The organism is Cupriavidus sp. SK-4, assembly GCF_000611125.1.
GTDB lineage: Bacteria > Pseudomonadota > Gammaproteobacteria > Burkholderiales > Burkholderiaceae > Cupriavidus > Cupriavidus necator.
In genome coordinates, this window is sequence record NZ_JFJW01000234.1 from 1 (window position 1) to 5,698 (window position 5,698).

General features: G+C 62.3%; 6 protein-coding genes and 1 pseudogene. 3 read left to right on the forward strand and 4 right to left on the reverse strand.

The window, feature by feature from the left end; translation table 11 throughout:
- Positions 1–272 precede the first annotated feature (272 nt).
- Positions 273–1,013 (reverse strand): SDR family oxidoreductase, encoded by a 741-nt coding sequence (locus tag CF68_RS34685; protein ID WP_152548614.1) that lies wholly within the window; start codon positions 1,011–1,013, stop codon positions 273–275.
- Positions 1,014–1,296: 283 nt separating this feature from the next.
- On the opposite strand from CF68_RS34685, the gene CF68_RS34690 reads away from it, so the two are divergent.
- A complete protein-coding gene (locus CF68_RS34690) occupies positions 1,297–2,190 on the forward strand; it encodes an AraC family transcriptional regulator (protein WP_152548615.1) in 894 nt (297 codons plus the stop codon).
- Positions 2,191–2,196: 6 nt separating this feature from the next.
- Here CF68_RS34690 and CF68_RS34695 read toward each other — a convergent pair whose 3' ends face one another.
- The 3 genes from CF68_RS34695 to CF68_RS34705 are packed head-to-tail and all read right to left on the reverse strand — an operon-like array spanning position 2,197 to position 4,004.
- Entirely contained in the window at positions 2,197–3,123 is a 927-nt protein-coding gene (locus CF68_RS34695; protein WP_035828091.1) for an NADP-dependent oxidoreductase, read from the reverse strand.
- Positions 3,123–3,551 carry a nuclear transport factor 2 family protein gene (locus CF68_RS34700; RefSeq protein ID WP_035828093.1) on the reverse strand — a complete coding sequence of 143 codons (429 nt, stop codon included), beginning with the start codon at positions 3,549–3,551 and terminating at the stop codon, positions 3,123–3,125. Before CF68_RS34700 ends, CF68_RS34695 begins: the two co-directional genes overlap by 1 nt.
- Before the next feature lie 27 nt (positions 3,552–3,578).
- Positions 3,579–4,004 carry a DoxX family protein gene (locus CF68_RS34705; RefSeq protein ID WP_035828095.1) on the reverse strand — a complete coding sequence of 142 codons (426 nt, stop codon included), beginning with the start codon at positions 4,002–4,004 and terminating at the stop codon, positions 3,579–3,581.
- Positions 4,005–4,097: 93 nt separating this feature from the next.
- Here CF68_RS34705 and CF68_RS34710 point away from each other — a divergent pair, with 93 nt between their 5' ends.
- Both CF68_RS34710 and CF68_RS36860 read left to right on the forward strand, forming a co-directional pair.
- Positions 4,098–5,015, forward strand: coding sequence for a LysR family transcriptional regulator (locus CF68_RS34710; RefSeq protein WP_035828097.1), 918 nt, complete (start codon positions 4,098–4,100; stop codon positions 5,013–5,015).
- A 231-nt stretch (positions 5,016–5,246) separates the two neighbouring features.
- Positions 5,247–5,610, forward strand: a pseudogene (locus CF68_RS36860) (tyrosine-type recombinase/integrase); the annotation flags it as partial.
- Positions 5,611–5,698 lie beyond the last annotated feature (88 nt).

Here is a 5,698-nt window from a genome sequence, read left to right on the forward strand (position 1 = left end):
GGTCACGAGTGACTTGTGTGTAATGCAATGCCTCTTACCCGGTACATCATCAAACTCGCCCAATTGGGCGGCTATCTGGCACGCGCTAACGATCCCCCACCAGGCAATACCGTGATCTGGCGAGGCTTACGAAGACTCATCGATATTCAGCTCGGGTTCGAGCTCGCCAAAAATTGTGGGTAATCGCAAGGTTGCCCGGACGCTTACGGTTTCTCGATTGCGTGATGTCATGATGGTTTCCTTGATCGGATTGCGTGACAGGTGCCCGGCGTTCAGAACGGGCTGGCGGTGGGCCGTACGACGATTTCGCTGACGTCCACATCGGCCGGCTGCTCCACGGCGTAAGCGATGGCGCGGGCGATGGCGTCGGGCGTGATGGCGATGCGGCGGAACTCCTGCATCGCCGAGCGTGCGGTGTCGTCGGAAATCGAATCGGCCAGTTCGGACTCCACCACGCCCGGGCAGATCACCGTCACGCGGATCTTGTCGGTCTCCTGGCGCAGCCCGTCGGAAATGGCGCGCACCGCAAACTTGGTGGCGCAGTAGACGGCCGCAGTCGGCGATACGGACAGGCCGCCGATCGAGGAGATATTGATGATCTGGCCCTGGCCTTGCTGCTCCATGGTCGGCAGGACGGCGGCGATGCCGTGCAGGACGCCACGGATATTCACGTCGATCATGCGGTTCCACTCGGTGACCTTCAGCGCGTTCAGCGGCGACAGCGGCATCACGCCCGCATTGTTGATGAGCACGTCGATACGGCCGAAGGCATCGAGCGCAAAGCGTGCATAGGCCGCGACGTCATCGGCCGAAGTGACGTCGAGTTCGCGATAGCGCACGATGCCGCCGGCTGCCTGCAGCGATTCCGTCAGTTCGACGAGCCTGTCGGTGCGCCGCGCGCCGATCACAAGCCGATGGCCCTGCGCAGCGAGCAAACGGGCGGCGCCCTCGCCAATGCCGCTGCTGGCGCCGGTGATCAGGATGACCTTCGATTCGGTAGATGGGATTGCCATCTTGCATACTCCTATTGTCGGTTCGGATTTGGCCGCGTCTGTCCGCTGATTGCCCGCAGAACATGCCGTGCCGGTTTCGGCCTGAAATGAAGCGGTATGTGTTCGTCGGCCGGTGAATGAATGGTAGGGAAGACGACCCCGGAGGCGAATACACGGAGCGATGCCGTTATTGCCTATTCCTATTGATCTGGGTGGCGCGTGCGGCGGGGGATGGCTACAATGCCGTCTATCGCGACTACAGGAGAGTGCGGTGTCGATCAACTGCAATTCCGCTTCCGTCCGGATGGTCCGGCTGCTGGAAAGACTGGCGCCCAACGAGGGTTACACGCAGTCGGCACTCGACAGCGTGCGGCTGATGCGTTCGGATCGCCCGCTCGGGCGCACGCCGGTGCTGTACGAGCCGAGCATCGTGATTGTTTGCCAGGGGCGCAAGCTCGGATTTCTGGGCAACGAGGTCTATGTCTACGACGCGCAGCATTACCTCGTGCTGTCCGTCCCGCTACCGTTCTCGACGGAAACGCAGGCTTCGCCAGAGGAGCCGATGCTTGCGGTATCGATCCGGCTGGACCTGATCGAACTGAGCGACCTGATCACGCAGATCGGTGCGGCCGGGCAGCATTCCGAAGCGCCGCCCGCCGGCATCGTCTCCACACCGCTGGCCGGCGACCTAGCGGGCGCGACGATTCGGTTGCTGGAAGCATTGACGGTGCCGCTCGATGCGCAGGTACTGGGTCCGGCGATCGTGCGCGAGATCTGCTATCGCGTGCTCACAGGCGAGCAGGGCGCGGCGATGCGCGCCGCGCTGGCGCATCACGGCCGCTTCGGACGCGTGGCGCGGGCACTCAAGCGCATTCACACCGAATATGCAACGCCGCTCAACGTCGCGCGTCTTGCCGAGGAAGCGGGCATGAGCGTGCCGGCGTTTCACGCCAACTTTCGCACCGTGACACAGACATCGCCGATCCAGTACATCAAGTCCACCCGCCTTCATCAGGCACGCCTCATGATGATCCGGGACGGCGTGACCGCGGCGGCGGCAGCGGGACGCGTCGGCTACGAAAGCGCGTCCCAGTTCAGCCGGGAGTTCAAGCGCCTGTTTGGCCGTACGCCGGTCGAGGAAGTGCGCGACATGCGCGAATCGTTCACGCTCTCGCCGGCGGTCCGCTTCGGGACGTAGGCTTTGCTAAGCGGCTACATCGAGTGTCACCTTCCCGCGCACGTGGCCGCTCATGCTCCGTGCAAGGGCATGGCTTGCCTTTGGAAGGGAAAAGACCGAATCAATGTGGGTGCGCAATTCGCCCGAGGCATAAAGTGCGGCCAACGTTGCGAGCAGCGATCCATCGGCGCGGGTGGCGAAGTTCTTGCCGATGGCGCCCACATCGTGGCCGCGCGCCGGATCGGGCCTGCTGACGGTGGACACCAGTATTCCGCCCGGCTTCAGCACGGACCATGAACGCGCCTGCGTATCGCCGCCCACCAGGTCCAGCACCACATCAAATTTCGACACGCGCGCCGCAAAATCTTCCGCGGCGTAATCGATCACCTCCGTGGCACCGAGGCTTTGCACGTAGTCCCGATTGCCGGCCGACGCGGTGCCAGTCACGCGGGCGCCGGCCAGTTTGGCGAGCTGCACGGCTACGCTGCCCACACCGCCTGCCGCAGCGTGAATCAGGACCGTCTGACCGGCCTGCAACGCGCCATGTTCGTGCAGCGCCTGCCACGCCGTAAGCGACGCAGCGGGAATCGCAGCCGCTTCCACGAAACCAAGAGACGCTGGTTTGCGCGCAAGGCGAGCGGCGTCGACCACAGCGCGCGAGGCGAAGGCGCCGACGATGCCGATAAATCCCATCACCTCGTCGCCCGGCGCCAGCGTGGTGACGTTGCGCCCCACCGCGATGACGGTGCCCGCGGCATCGACGCCGGGTGTGAAGGGCAACGGAAGCGGTATGAACGCCTTCATCGCGCCACTGACTATTTTCCAGTCGATCGGATTCACCGACGCAGCGGCGACATCGATCAGGACCTCGTCATCGCCGGGAACGGGATCATCCAGTTCGGCCAGGGTCATGGCGTCCGGGCTGCCATAGGCAGCAACACGTATGGCTTTCATCAGATGCTCCTCGAAGGGACGCCCACAATCGGGGCGTCAAGGGCAAGCGCGGCCTGTACCGGATCGAAATACTCCCGCAAATGGGCGATCCGTCCGTCACGCGCGGTCAGGAATACGACGTACTCTTGCCGGTAGGTCCGCCCAGTTGCAGAAATCAGCCCTTCGGCCCGCACGCGCGCGATGGCATGTTGGGGGTCGTCGGTGGCGGTGACCACCGCATCGAAGAAGCGGAAATTCTTGACCGCGCCCACGAACCAGTTCACATGCCGCAGCACGGCGTCGCGTCCGTCGAGTTGCAACGGATGGCCCAGGCTGGGGGCGTAGGGAAGATCCCACACGATGTCGTCGGCGATCAGTTCCTGCCATTGCTGGTGGTCGTCCACCAGCCACTGGAGGTGTTGCTGCAAAAGCTCTGTTGCGATGTTCATGATGCGTTCTCCTCTGGATGCCTACTGTCAGGCAGCTACCCGCTGGGCCGGCGCGCGGCGACTGTCAACGCTGAAGGCTCCGGGGCCGAACGCCACGACCTGCAACAGGCCGCCGGCCATGACGAGGTTCTTCAGGAAATGGAACATCTGGTTCTGGTCAGCCAGCGCGTGGTGGAAGATCAGCGCGGTCACCACGGCGTATGCCGCCAACAGCAGCGCAACCAGGCGAGTCCGATAGCCGACCACCAGTAGCACGGCGCCAGCCAGTTCCAGTACCAGTGCGCCCAGCAAGCCGAGCGCAGGTGCGGGCAGGCCCAGCGACCCGATGTACGCCATCGTGGCGCCAGGCGCCATCAGCTTGCCGATGCCACTGATGAGGAAGATGGCAGCGATGAGAGTGCGGCCGATGGCGGGAATTGCGGCGTGGGTGAGGTTCGAGTTCATGTTGGTCATCCTTTTCAAAGAGTGGATGACCGAAGAGTAGAGACTTGACATGTATCCATGAAGCCTATATTTCTAGATGAGATCCATCTATCGGATAGATATATGCTCGATGCCGTCTCGTTGGACCAGCTCCGTACTTTCATCGCCGCCGCAGACGAAGGCAGCTTTTCCGCGGCGGGCCGCAAACTGCGGCGGGCGCAGTCGGTTGTCAGCCATACGCTGGCCAATCTGGAAGGCCAGATTGGCGTGCAGCTATTCGATCGCGGCGGGCGCTATCCTCGGCTGACGGAGCAAGGGACGGTGCTGCTCGCGCAGGCGCGCCTAGTGGTAAGCGGCATGGACGGCTTCAAGTCCAAGGCGCGAGCGATTGCCGACGGACTCGAACCCGAGTTGTCTGTCGTGGTGGACGTCATGTATCCGATGGCATCGCTGACCGATGCCGTCGGCGCATTCCGCAACGAATTTCCTCACACGCCGCTGCGGCTTTACGTGGAGGCCCTTGGCGCCGTCATGCAACCCGTACTTGCGCAGGCGTGCCGGCTGGGGATCAGCGGCTCGATGCCATCGGTTCCGGAAATTCTGGATGCGGAGAAGCTGCTCGATGTACCCATGGTCACGGTCACGGCGCCATCGCACGCATTGGCATCCCACAAGGGAATCATCCGGCCACGCGATCTCAAGGACCACGTCCAACTGGTGCTCACCGACCGCACGACGCTAACCGAAGGCGCGACCTTCGGCGTCTTCTCGCCGCAGATCTGGCGGCTTGCCGATCTGGGCGCCAAGCATGCATTCCTGCGTGCCGGATTCGGATGGGGTCATATGCCGGTGGCAATGGTTCAGGCGGATCTGGATGCCGGCAGCCTGGTTCCTTTGCGGATCGAGGCCTTTCAACCGCATACGCCGCCGATTGCCATGTTTGCGGTTTATCGGAAAGACACACCGCCCGGCCCTGCCGGTCGATGGTTTCTCAAACGGCTTAAGGGCGCGCGTGGCACGGACGAACGCCGACTGCCCTGATTACTCCTGGGTGTCTCCTTCCCATCCAGCTTTGGTCGGACACAGGGCCGACACGACTGGCCGATACGGGCCGGTCACCGCCCGCTGGCAAAGGTGCACACTGGATCTTCCTCCAACTGGACGGAGATCGTCATGGAAACGCCTAATGAGCTCCCTGCCTCCCGCGTGCCGTGGAACAAAGGCAAGCTGACCGGACAAAAGCCGCCATTGAAGCTTGCGGAAATCTGAGCGATTCGAACAAGGCTGCAGATGGCTACGAGCATCCGCGAATTGGCTCTCTTCAATCTTGCGATTGATAGCAAGCTTCGGGCATGCGACCTGACTCGGTTGCTCGTGCAGGATGTCTGCCAAGGCAGCCACGTCGGATCCCGAGCAATGGTCATGCAGCAGAAGACGCAACGACCGGTTCAATTCGAGATAACCGAGCACACTCGTCAGAGTATCGAAGCGTGGATCAAGGCCCGCGGATTGAGACCCACCGATTTATCTGTTTCCAAGCCGGCTGCACGCGTCGGCGCTTATTTCAACGCGACAATATGCCCGACTGGTCCACAGATGGATTGCCTCTATCGGACTTGTGTACGGAACAACCACATGGGTAACAAACGAGTTCACTCACATGGGTAACACTTTGGGCTCTTTTGAAAAATGAGTGGGTTATGCGGCATGCGGGTTGATCGCGG